Origin of the sequence: Nocardioides sp. CFH 31398 (assembly GCF_022436705.1) — a bacterium.
GTDB lineage: Bacteria > Actinomycetota > Actinomycetes > Propionibacteriales > Nocardioidaceae > Nocardioides.
In genome coordinates this window covers 95,376-119,057 of sequence record NZ_JAKUHT010000006.1, presented here as the reverse complement: position 1 = coordinate 119,057, position 23,682 = coordinate 95,376, and the positions used below count along the sequence as shown (strand labels likewise).

Annotated in this window: 19 protein-coding genes; 6 read left to right on the top strand and 13 right to left on the bottom strand. The window is 73.5% G+C overall.

The genetic code is table 11. From position 1 onward, the window contains the following. Positions 1-67: 67 nt before the first annotated feature. Positions 68-1,294: an MFS transporter gene (locus tag MJ876_RS07295; protein WP_240235581.1), complete on the bottom strand. Its 1,227-nt coding sequence runs from the start codon at positions 1,292-1,294 to the stop codon at positions 68-70. Between the two features lie 78 nt (positions 1,295-1,372). On the opposite strand from MJ876_RS07295, the gene MJ876_RS07290 reads away from it, so the two are divergent. Then, the gene (locus MJ876_RS07290) at positions 1,373-1,843 is read left to right on the top strand and encodes a DUF3592 domain-containing protein (protein WP_240235580.1); all 471 of its coding nucleotides are present in this window, start codon (positions 1,373-1,375) and stop codon (positions 1,841-1,843) included. A gap of 31 nt (positions 1,844-1,874) precedes the next feature. Here MJ876_RS07290 and MJ876_RS07285 read toward each other — a convergent pair whose 3' ends face one another. Then, positions 1,875-4,088: an NADP-dependent isocitrate dehydrogenase gene (locus tag MJ876_RS07285; protein ID WP_240235579.1), complete on the bottom strand. Its 2,214-nt coding sequence runs from the start codon at positions 4,086-4,088 to the stop codon at positions 1,875-1,877. A 143-nt stretch (positions 4,089-4,231) separates the two neighbouring features. Here MJ876_RS07285 and MJ876_RS07280 point away from each other — a divergent pair, with 143 nt between their 5' ends. Further along, positions 4,232-5,446 (top strand): MIP/aquaporin family protein, encoded by a 1,215-nt coding sequence (locus MJ876_RS07280; protein WP_240235578.1) that lies wholly within the window; start codon positions 4,232-4,234, stop codon positions 5,444-5,446. Between the two features lie 41 nt (positions 5,447-5,487). On the opposite strand, the gene MJ876_RS07275 is transcribed toward MJ876_RS07280, so the two are convergent. Then, a complete protein-coding gene (locus tag MJ876_RS07275) occupies positions 5,488-6,201 on the bottom strand; it encodes a hypothetical protein (RefSeq protein WP_240235577.1) in 714 nt (237 codons plus the stop codon). A 125-nt stretch (positions 6,202-6,326) separates the two neighbouring features. On the opposite strand from MJ876_RS07275, the gene MJ876_RS07270 reads away from it, so the two are divergent. Beyond that, on the top strand, positions 6,327-7,316 hold the full coding sequence (locus MJ876_RS07270) for a malate dehydrogenase (RefSeq protein WP_240235576.1): 990 nt from the start codon (positions 6,327-6,329) through the stop codon (positions 7,314-7,316). 68 nt (positions 7,317-7,384) lie between these two features. Here the strand turns inward: MJ876_RS07270 and MJ876_RS07265 are convergent, their stop codons facing one another. Genes MJ876_RS07265 through MJ876_RS07245 form a run of 5 tightly spaced genes read right to left on the bottom strand, consistent with a single transcriptional unit; the run spans position 7,385 to position 12,165 of the window. Next, complete coding sequence (locus tag MJ876_RS07265) at positions 7,385-7,762, bottom strand: DUF3017 domain-containing protein (RefSeq protein WP_240235575.1); 378 nt, start codon at positions 7,760-7,762, stop codon at positions 7,385-7,387. 11 nt (positions 7,763-7,773) lie between these two features. Further along, positions 7,774-8,631, bottom strand: a complete 858-nt coding sequence (locus MJ876_RS07260) for a bifunctional methylenetetrahydrofolate dehydrogenase/methenyltetrahydrofolate cyclohydrolase (protein WP_240235574.1) — start codon at positions 8,629-8,631, stop codon at positions 7,774-7,776. A gap of 43 nt (positions 8,632-8,674) precedes the next feature. Beyond that, positions 8,675-10,249: a bifunctional phosphoribosylaminoimidazolecarboxamide formyltransferase/IMP cyclohydrolase gene (gene purH, locus MJ876_RS07255; RefSeq protein ID WP_240235573.1), complete on the bottom strand. Its 1,575-nt coding sequence runs from the start codon at positions 10,247-10,249 to the stop codon at positions 8,675-8,677. Further along, positions 10,246-10,857: a phosphoribosylglycinamide formyltransferase gene (purN, locus tag MJ876_RS07250; protein ID WP_240235572.1), complete on the bottom strand. Its 612-nt coding sequence runs from the start codon at positions 10,855-10,857 to the stop codon at positions 10,246-10,248. The genes purH and purN overlap by 4 nt, the downstream gene beginning before the upstream one ends. Before the next feature lie 33 nt (positions 10,858-10,890). Beyond that, positions 10,891-12,165 carry a DUF6350 family protein gene (locus MJ876_RS07245; RefSeq protein WP_240235571.1) on the bottom strand — a complete coding sequence of 425 codons (1,275 nt, stop codon included), beginning with the start codon at positions 12,163-12,165 and terminating at the stop codon, positions 10,891-10,893. A 103-nt stretch (positions 12,166-12,268) separates the two neighbouring features. Here MJ876_RS07245 and MJ876_RS07240 point away from each other — a divergent pair, with 103 nt between their 5' ends. Further along, positions 12,269-14,125: a hypothetical protein gene (locus MJ876_RS07240; RefSeq protein WP_240235570.1), complete on the top strand. Its 1,857-nt coding sequence runs from the start codon at positions 12,269-12,271 to the stop codon at positions 14,123-14,125. A 110-nt stretch (positions 14,126-14,235) separates the two neighbouring features. Here MJ876_RS07240 and sucD read toward each other — a convergent pair whose 3' ends face one another. Then, positions 14,236-15,117, bottom strand: a complete 882-nt coding sequence (gene sucD / locus MJ876_RS07235) for a succinate--CoA ligase subunit alpha (RefSeq protein ID WP_240235569.1) — start codon at positions 15,115-15,117, stop codon at positions 14,236-14,238. A gap of 11 nt (positions 15,118-15,128) precedes the next feature. Next, positions 15,129-16,292 (bottom strand): ADP-forming succinate--CoA ligase subunit beta, encoded by a 1,164-nt coding sequence (gene sucC / locus MJ876_RS07230; RefSeq protein WP_240235568.1) that lies wholly within the window; start codon positions 16,290-16,292, stop codon positions 15,129-15,131. A 303-nt stretch (positions 16,293-16,595) separates the two neighbouring features. On the opposite strand from sucC, the gene MJ876_RS07225 reads away from it, so the two are divergent. Continuing rightward, complete coding sequence (locus MJ876_RS07225; protein ID WP_240235567.1) at positions 16,596-17,465, top strand: M23 family metallopeptidase; 870 nt, start codon at positions 16,596-16,598, stop codon at positions 17,463-17,465. A 280-nt stretch (positions 17,466-17,745) separates the two neighbouring features. Here MJ876_RS07225 and pcrA read toward each other — a convergent pair whose 3' ends face one another. After that, a complete protein-coding gene (gene pcrA, locus MJ876_RS07220) occupies positions 17,746-20,208 on the bottom strand; it encodes a DNA helicase PcrA (RefSeq protein ID WP_240235566.1) in 2,463 nt (820 codons plus the stop codon). 46 nt (positions 20,209-20,254) lie between these two features. After that, positions 20,255-20,908: an NAD(P)H-dependent oxidoreductase gene (locus tag MJ876_RS07215; RefSeq protein ID WP_240235565.1), complete on the bottom strand. Its 654-nt coding sequence runs from the start codon at positions 20,906-20,908 to the stop codon at positions 20,255-20,257. Positions 20,909-20,972: 64 nt separating this feature from the next. Here MJ876_RS07215 and MJ876_RS07210 point away from each other — a divergent pair, with 64 nt between their 5' ends. Beyond that, positions 20,973-21,551: a TetR/AcrR family transcriptional regulator gene (locus MJ876_RS07210; RefSeq protein ID WP_240235564.1), complete on the top strand. Its 579-nt coding sequence runs from the start codon at positions 20,973-20,975 to the stop codon at positions 21,549-21,551. 27 nt (positions 21,552-21,578) lie between these two features. On the opposite strand, the gene betT is transcribed toward MJ876_RS07210, so the two are convergent. Beyond that, positions 21,579-23,633 carry a choline BCCT transporter BetT gene (betT, locus tag MJ876_RS07205; protein ID WP_240235563.1) on the bottom strand — a complete coding sequence of 685 codons (2,055 nt, stop codon included), beginning with the start codon at positions 23,631-23,633 and terminating at the stop codon, positions 21,579-21,581. Positions 23,634-23,682 lie beyond the last annotated feature (49 nt).

Sequence of the window (23,682 nt, the reverse complement as noted above, 5' to 3'; positions counted from 1 at the left end):
CGAGCGCGACGACTGTCCAGGGCCCTCGCACCTCCACCCGCGCCAGAGGCGCGGCAGCGGCGGCGCCTCAGGCGGCGGGGGTCGACGTACGCCGCTCGAGCGCGGCGGAGACGAGGAGCACGACGAGGCCGAACACCGACAGCGCAGCACCGACCAGCGCGGGGGCGCGGTAGCCGAGGCCGGCCGCGATGACGAGGCCGCCCAGCCAGGCGCCGAGGGCGTTCGCGGTGTTGAGCGAGGCGTGGTTCATGGCGGCGCCGAGCGTCTGCGCCCTGCCGGCGACGGCCATGAGCCGCAGCTGGAGGTTCACGGCGAGCACCGAGGCCATGACGGCGATGACGAACACCGCGGGCATGCCCCACCAGCCGGCGGGCGCCACCAGGTAGAAGACCAGGAGCGAGAGCCCCATGCCGATGCTCCCGACGAACAGGGCGCGCATCACCGACCGGTCCGCGAGCTCGCCGGCGACCCAGGTACCGGCGACCATCCCCAGGCCGTAGGCCAGCAGGAACGCCGGGACGGCGCCCGAGCCCAGGCCGCCGACGTCCGTCACGGTCTCCGCGATGTAGGTGTAGACGGCGAACATGCCGCCGAACCCGCCGGCGCCGACCAGCAGCGTCAGCCAGACCTGCGGCTGCGCGAAGGCGCTGAGCTCGTTGCGGCCGCTGGCGGTCGGGTCGCCGGGGCGGCGCGGCACGAAGAAGGCGGTGAGCGTCACCGTGATCGCCCCGAGGACGGCGACCAGCCAGTAGACCTCGCGCCACCCGACGTTCTGCCCGAGCCAGGTGCCGAGCGGCACGCCGGCCACGTTCGCGACGGACAGGCCGAGCATCACCATCGCCACCGCCCGGCCCTTGCGGGACTCCGCGACCAGCGACGCGGCGATGAGGGAGGCGACGCCGAAGAACGCCCCGTGGGGCAAACCGGCGACGAAGCGCGCCGTCAGCAGCAGCCCGTACGACGACGCCACGGCGCTGCCGACGTTGCCGACCACGAACGCGGCCATGAGGGCGAGCGCCAGGGCGCGGCGCGGCAGGCGGGCGCCGACGTAGGCCAGCACGGGCGCACCGACGACGACGCCGAGCGCGTACGCCGAGATCAGGTGCCCGGCGGACGGGATGGAGACCCCGACCCCGGCGGCGATCTCGGGGAGCAGGCCCATCGAGACGAACTCGGTGGTGCCGATGGCGAAACCACCGGTCGCCAGCGCCAGGATCGCCAGGGCGACGCGCCGGGGACCGACCGTGGTGGGGTCGTCCGGGCGCGCAGCAGCGTCGAGGGTGGGGGCGCTCATGGTCCTCCCAGCCTGCGGGACGCTGCTGCGATTCCCCGCATCGGCATCAGACGGCCCGATGTGGGCAGACTCACGGACGTGTCCACGCTGCTCGACGGAGCCCCCTGGGTGTTCCTGCTGATCCCGCTGCTGATCGCGGCGGCGTTCGTCGCCCTGCCCACCGTGGTCCTCGTCGGGGCCCTGCGGTCCTCACGGCGGCGCCGGACCTGGACGCCGGTCCAGGGCGTCGTCACCGCCACCCGCGTCGAGAGCCGGGGTGCCGGCGACAGCCGACGGACGGTCGTCGTCGGCCGCTACACCTACCGCGGCCCGGACGGGGTCGAGCGCACCGGGAGCGGCCCGCTCGGCTCGGTGTGGATGGACGAGACCTCCGGCGTCCGCCGGATCGACGTGCTCGTCGACCCGTCCGACCCGGACCGGTCGACCCCGGCGACCGCGCCCACCGGCCCGGTCGCCGCGGTGTTCCTCGGCCTGGTGCTCTCGGTCTTCTTCGTGATCGGGGCGTCGATCCTGCTGCTGGCCGGCGGGGTGCTGCTCGCCCGGTGGTGAGCAGCACCCGCGCCGGCCGTGCCGTACGGCCTCAGCCCAGCGAGGCGAGCGCCTCGTTGAGGGTCTTCGACGGACGCATCACGGCGTCGGCCTTGTCGCCGTCGGGGCGGAAGTAGCCGCCGATGTCGGCGGGCGAGCCCTGGACGCCGTTCAGCTCGGCGACGATGGTCTCCTCCTGCGCCGTCAGCGTCTCCGCGAGCGGGCCGAAGGCGGCGGCGAGCTCGGCGTCGTCCGACTGGCCCGCCAGCTCCTGGGCCCAGTAGAGCGCCAGGTAGAAGTGCGAGCCGCGGTTGTCGATGCCGCCGATCCTGCGGGTGGGCGACTTGTCGCGGTCCAGGAAGGTGCCCGTGGCGCGGTCGAGCGTGTCCGCCAGGACCTGCGCGCGCGGGTTGTCGGCGTACCCGGCGAGGTGCTCGAACGACGCGGCGAGCGCGAAGAACTCCCCGAGGCTGTCCCAGCGCAGGTAGTTCTCCTCGATGAGCTGCTGCACGTGCTTCGGCGCGGAGCCGCCGGCGCCGGTCTCGAACAGGCCGCCGCCGTTGATCAGCGGGACGATCGACAGCATCTTCGCGCTGGTGCCGACCTCGAGGATCGGGAAGAGGTCGGTGTTGTAGTCGCGCAGCACGTTGCCGGTCACCGAGATGGTGTCCTCGCCGCGGCGGATGCGCTCGAGCGAGTACGCGCAGGCCTCGGCCGGCGCCATGATCTCGATCGTCAGGCCGTCGGTGTCGTGGTCGCCCAGGTACTCGTTCACCTTGGCGATGAGGTTCGCGTCGTGGGCGCGGGTCTCGTCGAGCCAGAACACGGCGGGGGCGCCGGAGGCCCGCGAGCGGGTGACGGCGAGCTTCACCCAGTCCCGGATCGACTCGTCCTTGGTCTGGCAGGCGCGCCAGATGTCACCGGGCTGGACGTCGTGGCTCATGAGGACGTCGCCACCGGAGCTGCGGACCTCCATGCGGCCGGCCGCCGGGACCTCGAACGTCTTGTCGTGGGAGCCGTACTCCTCGGCCGCCTTGGCCATGAGGCCGACGTTCGGCACGGAGCCCATCGTCGACGGGTCGAAGGCGCCGTGGGCCTGGCAGTCCTCGATCACCGTCTGGTAGACGCCGGCGTACGACGAGTCGGGGATGACGGCGAGGCAGTCGGCCTCCTGGCCGTCCGGGCCCCACATGTGGCCGGAGGTGCGGATCATCGCCGGCATCGACGCGTCGATGATGACGTCGGACGGCACGTGCAGGTTCGTGATGCCCTTGCGGTCGTCGACCATCGCCATGCGCGGGCCGTCGGCGAGGCCCTGCTTCACGGCGGCCTCGATGGCCTCGCCGTCCGGCAGGTCCTTCGTCGCCGACAGCAGCGCGCCGAGCCCGTCGTTGGGCGAGATGCCCGCGGCGCGCAGCTGCTCGCCGTACTGCTCGAACAGGGTGGGGAAGAACGCCTGGACGGCGTGGCCGAAGAGGATCGGGTCGGAGACCTTCATCATCGTGGCCTTGAGGTGGACGGAGAACAGGACGTCCTCGGCCTTGGCCCGGGCGATCTGCTCGGTCAGGAAGCGGCGCAGCGCGGCGACGTCCATGTACGTCGAGTCGACGACCTCGCCGGGGAGGACCTTCACGTCGTCCTTGAGGACGGTCTCGGTCCCGTCGGCCGCGACGTGGACGATGCTGAGGGTGTCCTCGCCGTCCACGACGACGGACTCCTCGTTGGAGCGGAAGTCGTCCTTGCCCATCGTGGCGACGGCGGTCCTCGAGTCGCTGCTCCACTCGCCCATGCGGTGGGGGTACTTCTTCGCGTAGCCCTTGACCGCGGCGGGCGCGCGGCGGTCGGAGTTGCCCTGGCGCAGGACCGGGTTCACCGCGGAGCCCTTCGCGCGGTCGTAGCGGGCGCGGACCTCCTTCTCCTCCTCCGACGACGGGTTCTCGGGATACGCCGGGAGGTCGAAGCCCTGCTCGGTCAGCTCCTTGATCGCGGCCTTCAGCTGCGGCACGGAGGCGGAGATGTTGGGCAGCTTGATGATGTTGGCCTCGGGCTTCTCGGCGAGCTCACCGAGCTCCGCGAGGGCGTCGGGGACCTGCTGGTCGGCGGGGAGCCGGTCGGCGAACTGCGCCAGGATGCGGCCGGCGAGCGAGATGTCGCGCGTCTCGAGCTCGACCCCGGCCTGCGCGGCGTACGCCTGCACGATCGGAAGGAACGAGTACGTCGCCAGCAGCGGCGCCTCGTCGGTGTGCGTGTAGATGATCGTGGACATGCGCAGTGCAGCTCCTGCTTCGTCGACGGCGTCGGGCCCGGGGCGATCCGGACATCTCGACGTCAAGATACCGGACCCCGCTTCCCCACCCTTCCAGCCCGCGGTACGCCTCGGCAACGCCCGTACGGCGCTACTGTCGGCCCATGACGACCAACCCCGGCTCCTCCCCGGCGGCGAGCCAGCCCGCCGGCACCGTCGACGGGGCGGCCGCGCCCGTGTCGCTCGTGCAGCGCCTCGCCGCGGAGGGGCTCGGCACCTTCCTGCTGATCCTCCTGGGCGGGGGCGCGAGCGCCTTCGCCTACGCGGCGCTCAGCACGGAGGACCTGGGCGGCTTCGGCGGTGACTTCGGCCCCGCGGGCGCCAACGCCCTCGCCTTCGCCCTCGCGCTCGCCGCGGCCGGCTACGCCTTCTCGCGCCTGTCGGGCGGGCACTTCAACCCCGCGGTGTCGATCGCGGCGGCCCTCTCCGGGCGGATGGCGTGGCGGGACGCCGGGACCTACGTCGGCGTGCAGCTGGCCGGCGGCGTCCTGGCCGGCCTGCTGCTCTTCGTCCTCGCCCTCGGCTACGACGGCTCGGACGCCTCGGCGTCGCTGTTCCTCGTCGGCTTCGGGGACGACTTCTCCGGGATCGCCTGGTGGGCGGCCATCCTGCTCGAGGTCGTCCTCACCGTGCTCTTCGTCTACCTCGTGCTCTCGGTGACCGACGAGCGCCACGAGCACCGCGGCGTCGCGCCGCTGGCCATCGGCCTGGGCTACGGCGCGATCGTCTTCGCGGGCTCGTCCGCCACGGGCGGCGTCGCCAACCCGGCCCGCGCGATCGCGACGAACCTCTTCGGCGGGGTCGACGCCGTGGTCTCGGGTCTGGTCATCCTGGTCGCGACGTTGATCGGCGCCGCGGTCGCCGGCCTCACCTACCCGCTGCTGTTCGGCCGCGACCGCGAGGCGGTCGCCGGCTCCGGGCTCAGGCTCGGTGGCGGCGCACGGCGGTCGCGCGGTGACGACCAGTACGCCGCCTGGAACGCCCAGCAGGGCGCCTACTACGGCCAGCCCGGCTACGGCGACCAGCAGGCGTGGGGCCAGCAGCCCGGGCAGCAGGGCTACTACGACCAGCAGGGCGGGTGGCAGAACCAGCCGGGGCAGCCCCCGCAGCAGGGCGGCTACTACGAGCAGCCCCAGCAGCCCCAGCAGCCCCAGCACCCACAGCAGCAGTACGGCGAGCAGGGCGGGTGGCAGGGCCAGGCCGGCCAGGCGCAGCAGCCGTACGGCGACCAGGGCTACCAGCAGCAGCCCTACTCCCCGCCGTCCGGCGGGCCCGCCCGGGACGACGACCACACCCGGATGCGCCCCGACCAGCCCTGAGACCGCTCCATGATTTTGGAGCGCTCCGGTGACCGGTCGGTCTAGGAGCGGTCGACCTCGGTCAGCTCCAGGAGCGGCTCACCGGTGACGGCGTCCTCGACGCGGACGATGCCCACGCCGGGGGCGTAGTAGCGGACGACGTCCTCGTCGACCTCGGTGCCGGTGGCCTGGTCGCGGGTGGCGACGGCCTCCACCTGACCGCCGAGGGCGGGGACACGGGCGTCCAGCTCGAGCACCTCGACGGTGGTGGTGAGCGCGGACGACTCCTGCTGGAGCCAGGCGTCACCCACCCGCGGCGTGGCCGGGAGGAGCAGGCCGGCCTCGGCGCCGTCCGTGCCGGCCTCCCACGACTCGCCGTCGCCCTCCAGGACCTCGCGGCCGAAGGACCACACGTTGCCGTCGTTGTCCTGCGCGAACGACGAGCGCCGCTCCCCCACCGTGCGGCCGCGGCGGTCGAGGAGCACCCGGCGCACCGTGGTGACCTCGACGCCGTCGACGAGGTCGGTGCCGTCGACGCTGAGCTCGACGCTGCTGCCCTGCGGACCCTCGTACGTCCAGGTCGGGTCGTCCACCAGCGGGAAGAGCGGGTGGTCGACGCGGGCCGTGAAGTCGTACGGGTCGGGGTCCGGCGTCGGGATGGTCAGCTCGTCCACGCCGGCGGTCGGGCTGACCGGCGGGGTGCCGCCGCACCCGGCCAGGAGCAGGGCCCCCACCACGCTGACTGCAGCCGCCCGCCGTCGGCCGTCGTGCCTCATGCTGCGAAGCATCCCAGAGGCCGCGGACCGACACGGCAGGCGCGGCCGCGCGCTGCTAGGTTCGCGGGCGGACCAGAACCCGACTTCGCGGGCCCGGACGGGTCCGCACCACGGAGGAGTACGTCGTGAGCGCAGCCCCGTTCAAGGTCGCCGTCACCGGTGCCGCCGGTCAGATCGGCTACAGCCTGCTGTTCCGCCTGGCCAGCGGCGCCCTGCTCGGCCCCGACCGCCCGGTGGAGCTGCGGCTGCTGGAGATCACCCCGGCGCTGAAGGCGCTCGAGGGCGTCGTGATGGAGCTCGACGACTGCGCGTTCCCGACGCTCGCCGGCGTCGAGATCGGCGACGACGCCGAGACGGTGTTCGACGGCGTCAACCTCGCCTTGCTGGTCGGCGCCCGCCCGCGCACCAAGGGCATGGAGCGCGGCGACCTCCTCGAGGCCAACGGCGCGATCTTCACCGCGCAGGGCAAGGCGCTGAACAAGGTCGCCGCGGACGACGTCCGCATCGGCGTGACCGGCAACCCGGCCAACACCAACGCCCTCATCGCGTGCACGAACGCCCCCGACATCCCGGACGAGCGTTTCTCCGCGCTGACGCGCCTCGACCACAACCGCGCCATCAGCCAGCTCGCGGCGAAGACCGGCGCCCCCGTCACCGACATCAGCCACATGACCATCTGGGGCAACCACTCGGCGACGCAGTACCCCGACCTGTTCCACGCGAAGGTCGGCGGCCGCAACGCCGCCGAGGTCGTCGGCGACCAGGGCTGGATCGAGGACGACTTCATCCCCACCGTCGCCAAGCGCGGCGCCGCCATCATCGAGGCGCGGGGCTCGTCCTCGGCCGCGTCCGCCGCCTCCGCGACGATCGACGCCGCCCGCGACTGGCTGACCGGCTCCGCCGCCGACGACTGGGTCTCCATGGCGGTCGTCTCCGACGGCAGCTACGACGTCCCGGCCGGGATCGTGTCGTCCTTCCCGGTGACCACGAGCAACGGGGACTGGGAGATCGTCCAGGGCCTCGAGATCGACGACTTCTCGCGCGGCCGGATCGACGCCTCCGTCGCCGAGCTGGCCGAGGAGCGCGACGCCGTGAAGGACCTCGGGCTCATCTGACCGCCTCGTTCGGCGAGGAACGAGCCGGCCGGGTCACCGCACCACCACCGATCCCCGATCGGCCCGTCTCAGACGGGCTGGTCGGGGATCGAGTACGTCAGGAACACCAGCACCCCGCCCAGCACCGTCAGCAGCACGGTGTCGAACGCGCGGTGCCGGACGGCGAGCATCCCGGCGTCCTTGCTCGGCAGCACGAACCGCAGCGCCGCGGCCGCCAGCAGGGCCCCGGCGAGGATGCGGACGCCGGTCCGCCACGGACCCAGGCCGACGACGACGATCCCGGCCGCGGTCGCGGCCATCACCAGCAGGTACAGCGCGCCGCCCACCGTCGAGGGGTAGAACCGGGCCGGCTCCTCCGGGGCGTCCTCCGGGGCGTCGCCGGCAGGACCGTCGGGGGTCTCGTCGGGCTCCTCGTCGGGGGCGGTCGGTGGGCTGGCGTCGGACATCGGGAGGGCCGTCACCCGGCCTGCCGTGCCGCGGACCGCTCCGCGAGGGAGACGACGTTCTCCAGGAGCATCGCCCGGGTCATCGGCCCGACCCCGCCGGGGTTCGGGGAGACCCACCCCGCGACGTCCCAGACGTCGTCCGCGACGTCGCCCGCGATCCTCCCGTCGACCCGCGAGACCCCGACGTCGAGGACGGCGGCGCCGGGCTTGACCATGTCGCCCGAGATGATCCCCGGGACGCCCGCCGCGGCGACGACGACGTCGGCGTTGCGGACGTGGGCGGCGAGGTCGCGGGTCCCGGTGTGGCACAGGGTCGCCGTGGCGTTCTCGCTACGACGGGTCAGCAGCAGCCCGAGCGGACGACCGACGGTCAGGCCACGGCCGACGACGACGACCTCCGCGCCGGCCAGCTCGACCCCGTGGCGGCGCAGCAGGTCGAGGCAGCCGACCGGGGTGCACGGCAGCGGGCCGGGCTCACCGAGGACGAGCTTGCCGAGGTTGACCGGGTGGAGACCGTCGACGTCCTTCTCCGGGGAGACGCGCGACAGCAGACGGAACTCGTCGAGGCCCGTCGGCTGCTGGACGATGAAGCCGGTGACCCGGTCGTCGGCGTTGAGGTCGTCGATGAGCGCCTCGACCTCGGCCTGCGAGGTGCCGGACGGCAGGTCGTGGCGGAACGACTCGATCCCGACCTTCGCGCAGTCCTTGTGCTTCGCTCCGACGTACCACTGGTTGCCGGGGTCCTCCCCCACCATCACGGTCGCCAGGCCGGGGACGACGCCGCGCTCGCGCAACGCGGCGACCCGGCCGCGCAGCTCGTCGAGGATAGTGGCGAGCGTCGCCTTGCCGTCGAGGGTCTGGGCGGTCATGGGGGCTCCCTGTCTGGGTCGGCCCGGGTGGGCCGGGGTTGGCTCAGTGGGCGAAGTGGCGCGTGCCCGTGAAGTACATCGTCACGCCGGCGGCGTTCGCGGCGTCGATCGTCAGCTGGTCCCGCTTGGACCCGCCGGGCTGCACGATGGCGCGGACCCCGGCGTCGATGAGGACCTGGGGGCCGTCCTCGAACGGGAAGAACGCGTCAGAGGCGGCCACCGACCCGGCGGCACGCTCACCGGCCCGCTCGACGGCCAGGCGGCAGGAGTCGACGCGGTTGACCTGGCCCATCCCGACCCCCACGGAGGCGCCGTCGGAGGCGAGGAGGATCGCGTTGGACTTCACGGCGCGCACCGCGCGCCAGGCGAAGGCGAGGTCGGCGAGCACCTCGTCGGACGCCGCCTCGCCGGTGGCCAGGGTCCAGCCCGCGGGGTCGTCGCCGTCGGCCTGGAAGACGTCGCGCTCCTGGGCCAGCTCGCCGCCGGAGATCGGACGGCGCTCGAGGGCGGCGGCGGTCGGCGGGGTGGAGCAGCGCAGGATCCGCAGGTTCTTCTTCGCGGCGAGCACCTCGACCGCGCCGTCCTCGTAGGCCGGGGCGACGAGCACCTCGGTGAAGACCTCAGCGACCTGGGTGGCCATGGCGACGCTCACCGGGCGGTTCGTCGCGATGACGCCACCGAAGGCCGAGGTGGGGTCGCAGGCGTGGGCCTTCGCGTGGGCGTCAGCGACGTCGGAGCCGACGGCGATGCCGCAGGGGTTGGCGTGCTTGATGATCGCGACGGCGGGGCCGTCGTGGTCGTGCGCGGCGCGCCAGGCGGCGTCGGTGTCGACGTAGTTGTTGTACGACATCTCCTTGCCGCCGAGCTGCTCGGCCTCCGCGAGCCCGCCGGTGCCGTCGAGGTAGAGCGCGGCCTGCTGGTGCGGGTTCTCGCCGTAGCGCAGCGTGCTGCCGCGGTGGAGGGCGGCGCCGGTGAAGGCGGGCCAGCCGTCGGGCTCGACCTGCTCGGCGAACCAGCGGCCCACCGCCACGTCGTACGCCGCGGTGTGCGCGAAGGCCTCCGCGGCGAGGCGGCGGCGCTGGTCGAGGGTGAACCCGCCGGCGGCCAGCGCCTCCAGCGTCGCGCCGTACGCCGCCGGGCTGGTCACGATGGCGACCGAGGGGTGGTTCTTCGCGGCGGCGCGCACCATCGACGGGCCGCCGATGTCGATCTGCTCGACGCACTCGTCGAAGCCGGCACCGGACGCGACGGTGTCGGTGAAGGGGTAGAGGTTCGACACGACGAGGTCGAACGGCTCCACGCCGAGGTCCTCGAGCTGGCTGACGTGGTCGGGCAGGCGGCGGTCGGCCAGGATCCCGGCGTGCACGCGGGGGTGCAGCGTCTTCACGCGGCCGTCGAGGCACTCGGGGAAGCCGGTGAGGTCCTCCACCTTCGTGACGGGCAGGCCGACCGACTCGATGAGCCGGGCGGAGCCGCCGGTGGAGACCAGCTCGACGCCGCCGTCGGCGAGGCCGCGGACGAGCTGCTCGAGACCGGACTTGTCGAAGACCGAGACGAGGGCCCGGCGCAGGGGGACGCGAGCCTCGCTCGTGCCGTCGCCGCTCGTGGTGGTGCTCATGATCCGGTGCTGACCTTCCTGTCGAGACCCTCGCGGGCCAGCCGGCCGACGTGCTCGACGAGCATCGCCTGCTCGGCCGTCTTGATGCGGGAGTGGAGGGAGTCCTCGTCGTCGTCGTCGAGGACGGGCACGGCCACCTGCGCGAGGATCGGCCCGGTGTCGACGCCGGCGTCGACCACGAACAGCGTCGCCCCGGTGACCTTCACGCCGTGCGCGAGGGCGTCCGCGACGCCGTGCATGCCGGGGAACGACGGCAGCAGGGCGGGGTGGGTGTTGAGGTAGCGGCCGCCGAACGCGTCGAGGAACGCGGGACCGGCCAGCTTCATGAACCCGGCCGACACCACCAGGTCCGGCTCGAACGACCCCACCGACCCAACCATCGCGGCGTCCCAGGCCTCGCGGGTGTCGAAGTCCCGGACGCGGTGCACGAAGGTGGGCACCCCTGCTGCCTCGGCACGCTCGAGCGCGGCGATGCCGGGGCGGTCCGCGCCGACGGCGACCACGACGGCGCCGTACGACGGCTCGGCGCAGGCGTGCAGCAGTGCCGCGAGGTTGGTGCCGGTCCCGGAGACGAGCACGACGAGTCGCGCGGGGCTTCGCGAGGGCACCGGCTCACTGTAGTGGCGGAGGGTCGTCGGGTCTCAGGCGGTCGCGCGGCGGTGGCGCCACGTCGCGAGCAGCCCCCCGAGGAGCCCCCCGAGGCCGAGGGCGGGGACGGCGTGCAGCACGACCGCGACGGGGGCGGGCCCGATCTCGGTCATCCGGCCCGGGCCGACCGCGCCGGAGGCCAGCCACGCGAGCAGCCCGAGCGCCAGTCCGGCGAGCAGCCCGGCGGCACAGCCCCGGAGGGCGCCGTCGTCCCAGCGGGTCGTGGGGTGGCGTCGCAGGGCCCGGGAGACCGCCCACACGGCGACGACCGGCAGGACGGCCAGGGCGGCGATCCCCCACGGCGCGGTGCCGCCGCCCGCGGGCACGGCGCCGGCGAGCGGGAACAGCGGCAGCGGGCCGACCACGACGAGCCCGGGAGAGACCAGCGTCTGGGTGCCGACGGCGAACCCGGGCCCGAGCAGCCACGACCCGGCGTACACCGCGGCGTTCGGCAGCACGACCAGGCAGAGGACGACCAGCGTGACGGCCTCCCCGGTGCCGGTGTGCAGGCGGGCGAAGACGTTGACGACGTCGTCGAAGGCGAGGACGACGGCGACCAGCACGGTGACGCCGCAGGCGGCAGCCACGGCGACGAGCAGGCGGCCGCAGGCCGCGACGGCGGCCGGGACGGCCGGCGGCAGCTGGCTGACCCAGAGCGCGGCGCGGCCGGAGCCGACGGCGATGCCCGGCGCCCCCACGAGCAGCGACAGGGCCAGCGCACCGGCGATCGCGCGGACGGTCGACGGCCCGGTCCCGGGCGTCGCCGCGAGGACGACGGTCACGACGGCCACGACGACATACCCGGCGGCGAAGAGGGTCGAGGCGACGAGCACGGTCCAGTCCCGCTCGCCGTCGCCGAGGCGGTGGACGTCGGGGCCGTGGCCGGCGAGGAGCTCGCCGGAGCGGACGGCGGCGCGCCACGTGGTCCACGCGGCGAGCGCCGTCAGCCCGAGCGGCACGAGGGTGACCAGGCTGCCCTGGACGGTGACGGCGGACCCGTGCGCGACCAGCCAGCCGACCGAGGCCAGGCGGAGCGCCTCCCCCGGCGTCCCGTGGGCGCCGGAGTCCACGAGGAACCACCCCAGGACGCCCAGCGCCAGGCAGACCGTCAGCGTCGCCGCGGCCGCCAGCGCACCCGCGAGCAGCGCGACCAGCGTGAGCGGACGGGCTCCCGGGAAGGGCGTCGCCGGTCCCGCGGCGTCGCCGGTCCCGCCCGGGGAGTCGCCGCGGTCCCGGGTGCGGCCGGGGTTCGGCAGCAGGGAGGTCATGGCCGACCATCCTGTCCCGCACCGGCCCCCGCCGCGGGGACCCACGCCGCAGACGCTCGGGTTCGCGCCGCGGTGGGCCCCATCGGTACCGTGGACGGCTGCCATGACTTCCCCGCCCGACTTCGACGCGTTCTACGCCGAGGGCCGGCACCGCCTGCTCGTCCAGACGTGGGCCCTGACCGGTGACCTCCCGGCGTCACGTCGTGCCGTCCGGGACGCCTACGTCTCCGCGTGGCACCGCTGGCGCAAGGTGTCGCGCCACGAGGACCCCGAGAGCGTCGTCCGCCCGCAGGCCTGGGCGTCGGCGCTGCGCCGCAGCACGACCCGGCCCTTCCACCGCGAGCGGGGCCTCGACGAGGAGGTCCGGGCGACCCTGGAGGCGCTGGGCAAGCTCAGCCTCACCCAGCGCAAGGTCCTGATCCTGGCCCACCAGGCCTCGCTGACGCTCCCGCAGATCGCGCAGGAGCTGGCGCTGGTCCAGCCGACGGTGGAGCGCGAGCTCCAGTCGGCCACCGCGAACCTCTCGCTGCACCGCGGGGTGCCCTCGACGTCCGTCAGCGCGCTGTTCGAGCCGCTCTCGAGCGCCGCGGAGTCCGTGCGCTGGCCCCGCGTGACCATCGTGCGGCGCGCCGGCACCACCCGGCGCCGGCTGCACGTCGTCGCGGGCGCCGTCCTGGTCACGGGCGCCCTGGTGGCCAGCGGCGTCCTCGTCACCGACTCCGACGGCCTGCGGCCCTCGCTCGAGACCGAGCGCCTCGCCGGGGTCAACGGCGGCGTCGGCGCCCAGCAGGCCGCCGGCCGCGACGCGGGCCTGGAGGCACGTCGGCTGCTCGACCGCGACCAGGCCTCGCGCCTGTGGCCCGACCGGCCGTGGCGGCTGCGCTCGACCAGCGACAACACCACCGGCGACGGGCTCGTCCTGCCCTGCCAGGGGGCGCGGTACGCCGACCCCGACGGCGAGGAGGCGCTGGTGCGGCAGTTCCGCTCCGACCTCCCCGACGGCGGCCGCCAGGACGGCCCCGCCCGCATCGACCTCACCCAGATGACGGAGCTGTCGGCCTCCGAGGACGACGCCCGGGCGGCGTACCGGACGACGACGCGGTGGTTCGCCGCGTGCGCCGCCGACCGGGTGCAGCTGCTGGCGACCGAGAAGGTCACCGACGTCGGCGAGCAGGCGACGCTCTTCGTGCTGCGCTCCTACGACGACCCGGTGACCACCCACACCGTGGGCGTGGCCCGCAGCGGCCGCACCGTGACGACCCTCGCGCGCTCGGTGCAGAGCGCCGACCGCCCGGTGCGCGCGCCGCTGACCACGCTGCTGGCGACCGCCGTCAACGGGCTGTGCGGGCTCGACGGCGCCGGTCGGTGCGCCGGCCCGCCCGCCACCGAGATCACCGCACCGCTCCCCCTGGGCGGGCCCGCCGGCGGGATGCTCGGCACGCTCGACCTGCCCCCGGTCGAGGACGTCGACCAGCCCTGGGTCGGCACCGACCCGGCCCCGGCGGACGTCAACACGGCCGCGACGAGCTGCGACGAGACCGACTTCTCGGCGGAGCCGATCACCGACGACCTCACCCGCACCTTCGTCGTCCCCGGCAGCTCCCTGCCCGACGAGTTCGGCCTCACCGAGACCGTCGGGTTGTTCCCCCGCGACGTCGGGGCCCAGGGCTTCGTCGACGGCGTCCGCGGCCGGATGGACGCCTGCGAGGACGACCAGCTCGGCTCCGAGGTCGAGGTGATCCTCGACGAGACCGACGACACCGGTCAGCGCCTCGCCTGGCGGGTGACCACGGAGCTGTCGGAGAACCGCAGCGTGGAGTTCCTCATGGGCGTCGTCCGCAACGGCCGTGCCGTCGGCCAGGTCGGCTACGTGCCGGCCGGCACCCCCGTCGACCAGACGGCCTTCACCGACCTGGTCACCCGCGCCCAGGTCCGCCTCGGCGCCACCCCCGGCCTCTGAGCCCCCGCTCCCCACGCACCGGTCGGGGCGCGACGAGCGCCGGGGCGGGACGCGACGGGGCCCGGACGCCGTGCGGCGTCCGGGCCCCGTCGTGCGCGGTGAGGCTCACCTCAGCGCGACTGCAGGATCTCCCGCATCAGCGCAGCGGTCTCGGACGGCGTCTTGCCGACCTTGACCCCGGCGGCCTCGAGGGCCTCCTTCTTGGCCTGCGCGGTCCCGGACGAGCCGGAGACGATGGCGCCGGCGTGGCCCATCGTCTTGCCCTCCGGGGCGGTGAAGCCGGCGACGTAGCCGACGACCGGCTTGGTCACGTTGGCCTTGATGTAGTCGGCCGCACGCTCCTCGGCGTCGCCGCCGATCTCGCCGATCATCACGATGGCCTCGGTCTCGGGGTCGGCCTCGAACGCCGCGAGGGCGTCGATGTGCGTGGTGCCGATGACCGGGTCGCCGCCGATGCCGATGGCGGTGGTGAAGCCGAAGTCCCGCAGCTCGAACATCATCTGGTAGGTCAGCGTGCCCGACTTCGACACCAGGCCGATGGGGCCCTTGCCGGCGATGGTGTGGGGCGTGATGCCGGCCAGCGACTCCTCGGGGGTGATGATCCCGGGGCAGTTCGGGCCGATCATCCGGGTGGACTTGCCCTCGAGGTAGGCGAACACCTCGGCGCTGTCCTGCACCGGCACGCCCTCGGTGATGACGACGAGCAGCTCGATGCCGGCGTCGATGGCCTCGATGCACGCGTCCTTGGTGAAGGCCGGGGGCACGAAGACGACGGAGACGTTCGCGCCGGTCTCCTTCATCGCCTCCTCGACGGAGCCGAAGACCGGGAGGTCCTTGCCGCCGAGCTCGACGCTGGTGCCGGCCTTGCGGGCGTTGACGCCGCCGACGATGTTCGAGCCGGACTCGACCATGAGGGTGGTGTGCTTGGAGCCCATGCCACCGGTCATGCCCTGGACGATGATCTTGGAGTTCTGGTTCAGGTAGATCGACATCGTCGCGCTCCTCAGGCGTTCGCCAGCTCGGCGGCCTTGTCGGCCGCGCCGTCCATGGTGTCCACCTGCGTCACGAGCGGGTGGTTCAGCTCGTCGAGGATCGCCCGGCCCTTGTCGACGTTGTTGCCGTCGAGGCGGACGACGAGCGGCTTCGTCGCGTCGTCGCCGAGGATCTCCAGCGCGCCCTTGATGCCGTTGGCGACCTCGTCGCAGGCGGTGATGCCGCCGAAGACGTTCACGAAGACGCTCCGGACCTGCTCGTCGTTGAGGATCACGTCGAGGCCGTCGGCCATCACCTGGGCGTTCGCGCCACCGCCGATGTCGAGGAAGTTGGCGGGCTTGACGCCACCGTGCTTCTCGCCGGCGTAGGCGACGACGTCGAGGGTGCTCATCACGAGGCCCGCACCGTTGCCGATGATGCCGACCTGGCCGTCGAGCTTGACGTAGTTGAGGCCCTTGTCCTTGGCCTTCGCCTCGAGGGCGTCGGTCTCCTCGCGGATCTCGAAGCCGGCGTGGTCGGTGTGACGGAACTCCGCGTTCTCGTCGAGGGAGACCTTGCCGTCCAGCGCCTCGAGCTTGTCGCCCTCGAGACGGGCCAGCGGGTTGACCTCGACGAGGGTCGCGTCCTCCTCGGTGAAGACCGTCCACAGCGCCTTGACCATGGTGATCGCCTGGTCGCGCAGCTCGGCCGGGAAGCCGGCCTCGTCGACGATCTCGGCGGCCTTGGCGTCGTCCACGCCCTGCCCGGCGTCCACCGGGATCTGCTTGACCGCGTCGGGGTTGGTCCTGGCGACCTCCTCGATCTCCACGCCGCCCTCGACGCTGGCGATGCAGAGGTACGAGCGGTTGGAGCGGTCGAGCAGGAAGGAGAAGTAGTACTCCTCCACCGGCGGGGTCGCGGGCGTCACGAGGACGCGGTTGACCGGCAGGTCCTTGATGGTGAGCGCGAGGATGGCCTCGGCGTGCTGCTGGGCCTCGTCCGCCGTCTTGGCGATCTTGACGCCACCGGCCTTCCCGCGACCTCCGGCCTTGACCTGGGCCTTGATGACGGTGACGCCACCGATCTCCTCGGCCGCGGCGCGCGCCTCCTCGGCGGTCGTCACGACCGTGCCGAGCGTCGTCGTCACTCCGTGCTTGGCGAAGAGCTCCTTCGCCTGGTACTCCATCAGGTCCACGTCTGCATCCTGTCCGGGTCTGCTCGCGGCGCTCCGTACGCTCCGTGCGGGCGCTCTGGTCCGTCCGGCACCCTAGTCCCGCCGCGGCGCGCCGGGCCATGCCGGGGGACGGGCCGCGACACGTGTGCTCCGTCACTCCGGGCCCCGGTCCCGTGACCGCACCGGGGGCTCCCCCGTTCGTCCACGTGTGCGTCGGTGCGGATTTCGGTCCGCGTGGCACCTCCGTTACAGTCGGTCGTCGCCGTGCCGTTCCCCCGCGCGCACGCCGCCCCCGCACCCGAGCTTCTAGGGATTCACCTGCCCATGGGCAATCACCGAGCAGACCGCCGCGGCCCCCGCCGCGCTGACTCCTCGGCGACTCCGCCGGCCCGCCAGGCCGGGGGCAAGCGCAGGGCCGAGCGTCCTGCCGCACGTCGCACTGGTGTCGTCTCCGCCCTCCCGTCCGCGCCGCTGCTGGTCGGCGTCACCGCCCTCGCCGTCTCCGGCGCCGGCGCCGTGACCGCCGGGGCCGTCGACAGCGCGGACGTCGTCGCCAACGACCTGGCCCAGTACGCCCCGGCCAACGCCGCCAGCGGCAAGAGCGGCACCGCCAGCTCCGACCTGCTGCGCTCGCGCCAGGCCGCCGTCTCCCGCGACTCCGCCCGCGACGCCCTCGAGGACGCCGCCGCGGACAAGGAGGTCGAGCAGGCCGAGCAGCAGGCCGAGCAGCGCAACGCCGCCCTGCAGCAGTTCGCGCAGCAGGCCGAGGAGCAGGCCGACGAGCTCGCCCTCAACCGCTGGGTCCTGCCCGTCACCGGCTACCGCCTGACCAACACCTTCGGGCTGGCCCGCTCGTACTACTCCTCCGGCTACCACACCGGCCTCGACTTCGCGGCGCCCACCGGTACGCCGATCGTCGCCGTCGCCAACGGCACCGTGACCGAGACCGGGTACGACGGCGCCTACGGCAACAAGACCGTCATCACGCTGGACGACGGCACCGAGCTGTGGTTCTGCCACCAGACGTCGATCACGGTGAACACCGGCGACACCGTCGCCGCGGGCGACCAGATCGGCACCGTGGGCTCCACCGGCAACTCGACCGGCCCCCACCTGCACCTCGAGGTGCGCCCCGGCGCCGGCGACCCGGTCGACCCGGCCGAGGCGCTCGCCGTCCACGGCGTCACGGTCTGAGCCTTCCGTCCCGCGTCCGCCGCGCCGCTCCGCGGTTCACCACGCTGGGTAGGTGAGCAGCAGCCTGGCGCGGCGAGCTCGCCCCGCTACCCGACGGCTCGCCTGGCTAGCGTGGTGAGCATCGGGTGGCAGCCGCGCCGCTCCGCGGTTCACCACGCTGGGTGGGTGAGCAGCAGCCTGGCGCGGTGGGCTCGCCCCGCTACCCGACGGCTCCCCTGCCTAGCGTGGTGAGCCGCAGGCCGCCGCAGCGCTCCGGAACGGTCGGTGAGCGGCGCTGCGGTCAGAGCTTCTCCACCGGCGCGTAGCGCAGCAGCAGGCGCTTGACGCCCTCGGAGCCGAAGTCGATGCTCGCGACGGACTTGTCGCCGGAGCCCTCGACGGTGACGACCGTGCCCATGCCGAAGGAGTCGTGGAGGACGCGGTCGCCGGGGTCGAGCGCGGGGACGGCGCGGGCCGGGCGCGACTTCGACGCGGCGTCCGCGCGGGCGGCCGCGCTGGAGAAGTTGCGGCGGCCGGCGGCGGTCGGCGCGCCGAGGCCCCGGGCCGCGGGTGACCAGGACGCCTCGTCGCGGCGGGTCCACTGGGTCTGCGCGGCCTCGGTGCGGCGCCAGTCGACGAGGTCGACGGGCAGCTCGTCGAGGAACCGTGACGCCGGGTTGTGGGCGGGGGCGCCCCAGGCCGACCGGACGACGGCCCGCGACACGTAGAGCCGCCGGCGGGCGCGGGTGACGCCGACGTACGCGAGCCGGCGCTCCTCCTCCAGCTCCTTGCGGTCGCCGCCCAGGGCCCGCATGTGGGGGAAGATCCCGTCCTCCATCCCGGTGAGGAACACGACGGGGAACTCGAGGCCCTTCGCGGTGTGCAGCGTCATCAGGGTGACGACGCCCGGGTCCTCGCCGTCCTCGGCGTCGGGTGCGTCGGGGATCTGGTCGGTGTCCGCGACCAGTGCGACCCGCTCGAGGAAGTCGGCGAGCGTCGGCGCCACCTCGCCGGCCTCGACGTCGGCGGGGTCGGCGGACGGCCCGGCGACCGGGTCCTCGGCGAACTCCCGGGCCACCGCGACGAGCTCAGCGAGGTTCTCGACGCGGGTGTGGTCCTGGGGGTCCTCGGACTCCTCCAGCTCCTCGAGGTAGCCCGACCGGGCGAGCACGGACTCGAGGACGACGTCCGCCCGCTCCCCCGCCTCGACCATGGCCTGGAGCTCCTCGACCATCCGCACGAAGCCCTGGATCGCCTTCAGCGAGCGGGTGGCGACGCCGGGGGCCTCGTCGGCGCGCTGCAGCGCCTCCCAGAAAGTGATCCGCTCCCGCTCGGCGAAGGCCTGCACGCACGCCTCGGCCCGGTCGCCGATGCCGCGCTTGGGCACGTTGAGGACCCGCCGCAGCGAGATCTCGTCGGCGGCGTTGACCAGCATCCGCAGGTACGCCAGCGCGTCACGGACCTCCCGGCGCTCGTAGAACCGCACGCCGCCGACGACCTTGTAGGGCTGCCCGGTGCGGATGAAGACCTCCTCCAGCACCCGGGACTGCGCGTTGGTCCGGTAGAACACCGCGACGTCCGCGGCCCGGACGTCGCCCGAGTCGGTCAGCGCGTCGATCTCCTCGGAGACGAACCGGGCCTCGTCGCGCTCGTCGTCCGCGACGTACCCGACGATCCGCTCCCCCTGGCCCGAGTCGGACCACAGCCGCTTCTCCCGGCGCTCCCGGTTGTGGCCGATGACGCCGTTCGCGGCCTCGAGGATGGTCTGGGTCGAGCGGTAGTTCTGCTCGAGCAGGATGGTCTCGGCGTCCGGGAAGTCGGACTCGAAGTCGTTGATGTTGCGGATGTCGGCACCGCGGAAGGCGTAGATCGACTGGTCGGCGTCGCCGACGACCATGAGCTCGCTGGGCGGCACGCGGGCGTCGACGCCGTCGTCGCCCTCGGGGTTCGGCGCGCACAGCTGGCCGATGAGGGCGTACTGCGCGTGGTTGGTGTCCTGGTACTCGTCGACCAGCACGTGCCGGAAGCGGCGGCGGTAGACCTCGCGGACCTCCGGGTACGCCGCGAGCAGGCGCACCGTCGTCATGATCAGGTCGTCGAAGTCCAGCGCGTGGGCCTCGCGCAGGCGCCGCTGGTAGACGGCGTACGCCTTGGCGTAGTTCTCCTCGAGCGCGTTCTCGGCCCCCTTCGCGGCGTCGTCGGCGTCCTTGAGCTCGTTCTTGGCGTCGGAGACCCAGTTCAGGACGGCGCGGGGCGGGTAGCGCTTCGGGTCGAGCTCGAGGTCGGTGCAGACCAGCTGCATGAGGCGGCGGGAGTCGGCGGCGTCGTAGATCGAGAAGTTCGACTTGAAGCCGAGCACGTGGATCTCCTTGCGGAGGATCCGCACGCACGCGGAGTGGAAGGTCGAGACCCACATGATGCGGGCGCGGTTGCCGACGAGCTCGCTGACCCGCTCCTTCATCTCGGCCGCGGCCTTGTTGGTGAAGGTGATGGCCAGGATGGACCCCGGGTGGGCGCCCCGCTCGGAGATCAGCCAGGCGATCCGCCGCGTCAGCACCCGGGTCTTGCCCGACCCCGCCCCCGCCACGACCAGCAGCGGCGTGCCCGCGTGCTGGACGGCCTCGCGCTGGGGTCCGTTGAGGCCCTCCAGCAGCTCGTCCCGGGTCGGCCCGGAGCGCCGCTTCGACCCCGGGCCGCTGTCGGGGCGCGGGTCGTCGTACTCGAGGCCCGGGATGGTGTCGAGGTCGGTGCCGGGAGGGGTCATGAGGCTTCCCAGCCTACGTCCGCCCGCCGACACCGGGTGCTCCCCCTCAGGCCGCCGGGGAGGTCTCCGCCCGACCCTCCGCGGGACGCCGGGGCGGCACCGCCTTGTCGGCGCGGGCGGGTCGGGCGGCGTCGCGCCGGCCGAGCCCGGCGACCTCCTCGAGCCACGCCGCGCGACGGGTCTCGTCGCTGCCGTGGACGGCGCCGATGCGGGTGGTCCGGACCTTCCGCAGGCCGCAGAACCGCAGCGTGCTGCGGACGAGCTGGCGGACGGTCGTGTCCCCCATCAGGACCCGCAGCCACCACCCGGGCGAGTCCGTCGTGACCACCACGCGGGCCGTGCGACCGGCCAGCAGGCCCTGCGGCAGCCCGTTGTCGCGGTAGCGGTAGGCCCACCCGCTCTCGAGGGTGCGGTCGAGGAAGCCCTTGAGCAGGGCCGGCACGGAGCCCCACCAGACGGGGGTCACGACCACGACGTGGTCGGCGTCGACGAGGGCGCGCTGGGCGCGGACAAGGTCTGGCTCGAGCGCCTGGGCGACCCGTCGGCCGGTGTGCAGGTCGGGGTCGAAGGAGAGGTCGCGGAGCGCCAGCACGGTGACGTCGGCACCGGTCTCCCGGGCGCCGGCGGCGTAGGAGGCGGCGAGGGAGGCGCAGAGGGAGTCGCGGCCGGGGTGGCCGTCGACCACGAGGACGTGGGACATGGGGCCTGCCTTTCTTGACACTGTAAAGATCGGGACACAGCCAGCCTGCGGTAGGATCTTTCTTGTGTCAAGATCAGCGGCGGCGTACCACCACGGCGACCTGCGGGCGGCCCTGGTCGACGCGGCGGTGACGCTCGTGGAGGAGCAGTCGCCCGCCCGCCTGAGCCTGCGCGAGGTCGCTCGCGCGGCCGGCGTCAGCCACGCGGCGCCGTACCACCACTTCGCCGACCGTGGTGAGCTGCTGAAGGCCGCGGGCGACCGGTGCATGGCCGACTTCCTGGCCGCGCAGGAGACGGCGGTCGCGGCGCACGACGACCCCGACGCGCGGCTGGTCGCCCTGGGCGAGGCCTACGTGGGGTACGCCGCCGCCCACCCGCACGCGTTCGCCCTCGTCTTCGACCCCGAGCTCTGCCCGCCGGGCGACCCGAGCCCGGAGCGGGCGGTCCTCATCGCGAGGAACGAGGAGCTGCTGGCGCGGTGCGTGACCGACCTGCTCACCGCGCGCGGGCAGGACCCGGCCAGGGCACCGGCCCTCGCGGACGCGCTGTGGGGCACCGTGCACGGCCTGGCCGCGCTGGTCGGCGACGGCCACCTGCCGGTGGGCGCCGTGCGGCCGGCGCTGGAGGCCCGCCTCGGCCTGTGAGGCGGGCCGTCCGTCGCGGGTCCCGCGTCAGGCGTCGGAGTGCAGGCGCAGGAAGGTCAGGTGCCGCTCGTACTGGTCGAGGACGTCGTCGATCAGCTGGGTGTGCGAGTAGCCCATGACGTCGTACCCCTCGCCGCCGAGGCGGAGGTGCACCTCGAGACGCGAGTACGTCGTCCTGTCGCTCGGCATCGTCCCGCCGTACGCCGGCATCGCCGCGTCGGTGTGGACCACGCGGTAGCAGAACGCCGGCTCGGCCTCGCTCGACGACTCGGTGACGAGCTCCACGCAGGGCCTGCCCTCCGGGTCGACGCCGCGCGACGCCGAGGCGGCCACGCCCGTCTCGGTGAGCTCCTCGGCGACCTCGGTCAGCGCCGGCAGCGCGACCTCGTCGAGGAACTCCTCGGCCCGCTCCGCGGTCGGGAACGCCATCACCCGGCGCAGCCGCGCCTGCCAGGGCGTGCCGCGCCCGCCGCCGTCGCTGCGACCGGAGACGGCCCCCTGCAGGACGCCGGCCCTAGTGTCCTCGACGTACGCCTCGACGCGCAGGGCGCGGTAGAGCCCGACCATCACGAACACCATGACGATCGCGAACGGCAGACCCATGATCACGGTGGCGTACTGCAGCGTGTAGATGCCGCCCATCAGAAGCAGGGCCACGGTGAGCGCGCCGGTCGCGACGGCCCAGAAGATCCGCAGGCGCCGGCCGCCGTCCGTGCGGGTGTCGACCACCCGCGACGACAGGGTCGCCATGACCAGCGCGCCGGAGTCGGCGGAGCTGACGTAGAACAGCAGGCCGCAGAAGGTGGCGAGGCCGGCGATGAAGCCGAAGGCGGGGTACTCGGCGAGGAAGCTGTAGAAGCCGACCTCGGGCAGCGCGAGGGCGTTCTCGCCGAACTCGGCGTTGCCCTGGCGGATGATGTCGATGGCGGCGTTGCCGAAGATCGACACCCACATCAGCACGTACAGGAACGGGATGATGAGCGCGCCCGCCACGACCTGGCGGATGGTGCGGCCGCGCGAGATGCGGGCCAGGAAGAGGCCGACGAAGCACGCCCAGGCGACCCACCAGGCCCAGAAGAAGAGGGTCCACAGGCTCATCCAGTCGCCGGTGTCCTCGAAGGCGAAGGTCTGCATCGTCATGTCGGGGAAGAGCCGGACGAAGTCGCCCATGTTGAGGACCATCGCGTCGAGCAGGTACGTCGTGCGGCCGGTCACGAGGATCCAGCCGGCCAGGAAGATGGTCAGCCACACGTTGAGCTCGGACAGGCGCTTGATGCCGCGGTCGACGCCGGTGATGGCCGAGATGGTCGCCCCGGTGACGCCGACGACGGCGATGGCGATCTGGACGGCGACGTTCTGCGGGACGCCGAACAGCAGGTAGAGGCCGAAGTTCAGCTGGACGACGCCGATGCCCAGCGTGGTCGCGACGCCGAAGATGGTGCCGAGGATGGCGGCGGAGTCGACCGCGTCGCCGAGGCCGCCCTGCATCCGCTTGCCGAACAGCGGGACCAGCGTGGAGCGGATCGCCAGCGGCAGGTTCATCCGGTAGGTGAAGTAGGCGAGCGCGACGCCCATGACGGCGTACATGGCCCAGCCGGTGATGCCGTAGTGGAACAGCGTCCAGACCGTCGCCTCACGGGCGGCCTCGACGGTCTCGGGGTCGCCGGACGGCGGGGCGAGGTACTGCGTGATCGGCTCCGCGACCGAGAAGAACATCAGGTCGGTGCCGATGCCGGCCGCGAAGAGCATCGCGGCCCAGGAGAAGGTGCCGTACTGCGGCTGGGAGTGCTCCGGGCCCAGCTTCACCCGTCCGAACCGGGAGCAGGCCAGGAAGATCACGAAGCCGAGGACGACGGTGCCGAGCAGGATGTAGTACCAGCCCAGGCTGTTGCTCACCCACCCCACGACCGTGGCCAGCGTGGCCTCCGCGTTGGTGGGGGCCACGACGGCCCAGAGGGTGATCGCCAGGGTCACGCCGCCCGCGACGCCGAAGACCACCCAGTTGATGGGCGGGGCGACGTAGCGGTCGGCGGGCTTCGGGGCCGACGAGGACGCCGGCGGCTCGGTGGTCGGTGCGCTCATGCTGAGTACTCCTCCTGCCCCGGCGAGGGCTCCGGGGCCGCAGCATCAT